Consider the following 334-nt stretch of genomic DNA (forward strand, 5'->3'; position numbering starts at 1 on the left):
CGACATCGCCGTCCACCGCGAGATCGCCGACGGCTTCGCGCTGTTCCGCGATCCCCTGGACGGTCCGGGCTGGATCGAGGCGATCGAGGCGCTCGCGCGGCCCGACGGGTCGCTCCGCGCCGGACTGGCCGGCCGTCTGGCCGGGTACCGGCCGCCGGACTGGCCCGCGCATTTCGCGGCCGTGGCGCCGACCCTCGCGGCGCCCTGACGGCGACCGCCGATCCGCGCCGGACCCAGACGCCTGCCCGCCGCCCGACGGTCGCGGCCCGCGACCGCGGGACGACGACGCACGTTGCGCCGCCGGAGTCTGACGAATAAGGAAAAGCGTCAGTCA

The 334-nt window shown here is 76.0% G+C and carries 1 pseudogene; it reads left to right on the forward strand.

Features of this window, described 5'->3' with window-relative positions:
• Window positions 1–208, forward strand: a pseudogene (locus tag ACLBX8_RS31710) (glycosyltransferase family 4 protein); the annotation flags it as partial.
• Window positions 209–334: the final 126 nt, after the last annotated feature.

The organism is Methylobacterium sp. D48H (assembly GCF_053345715.1).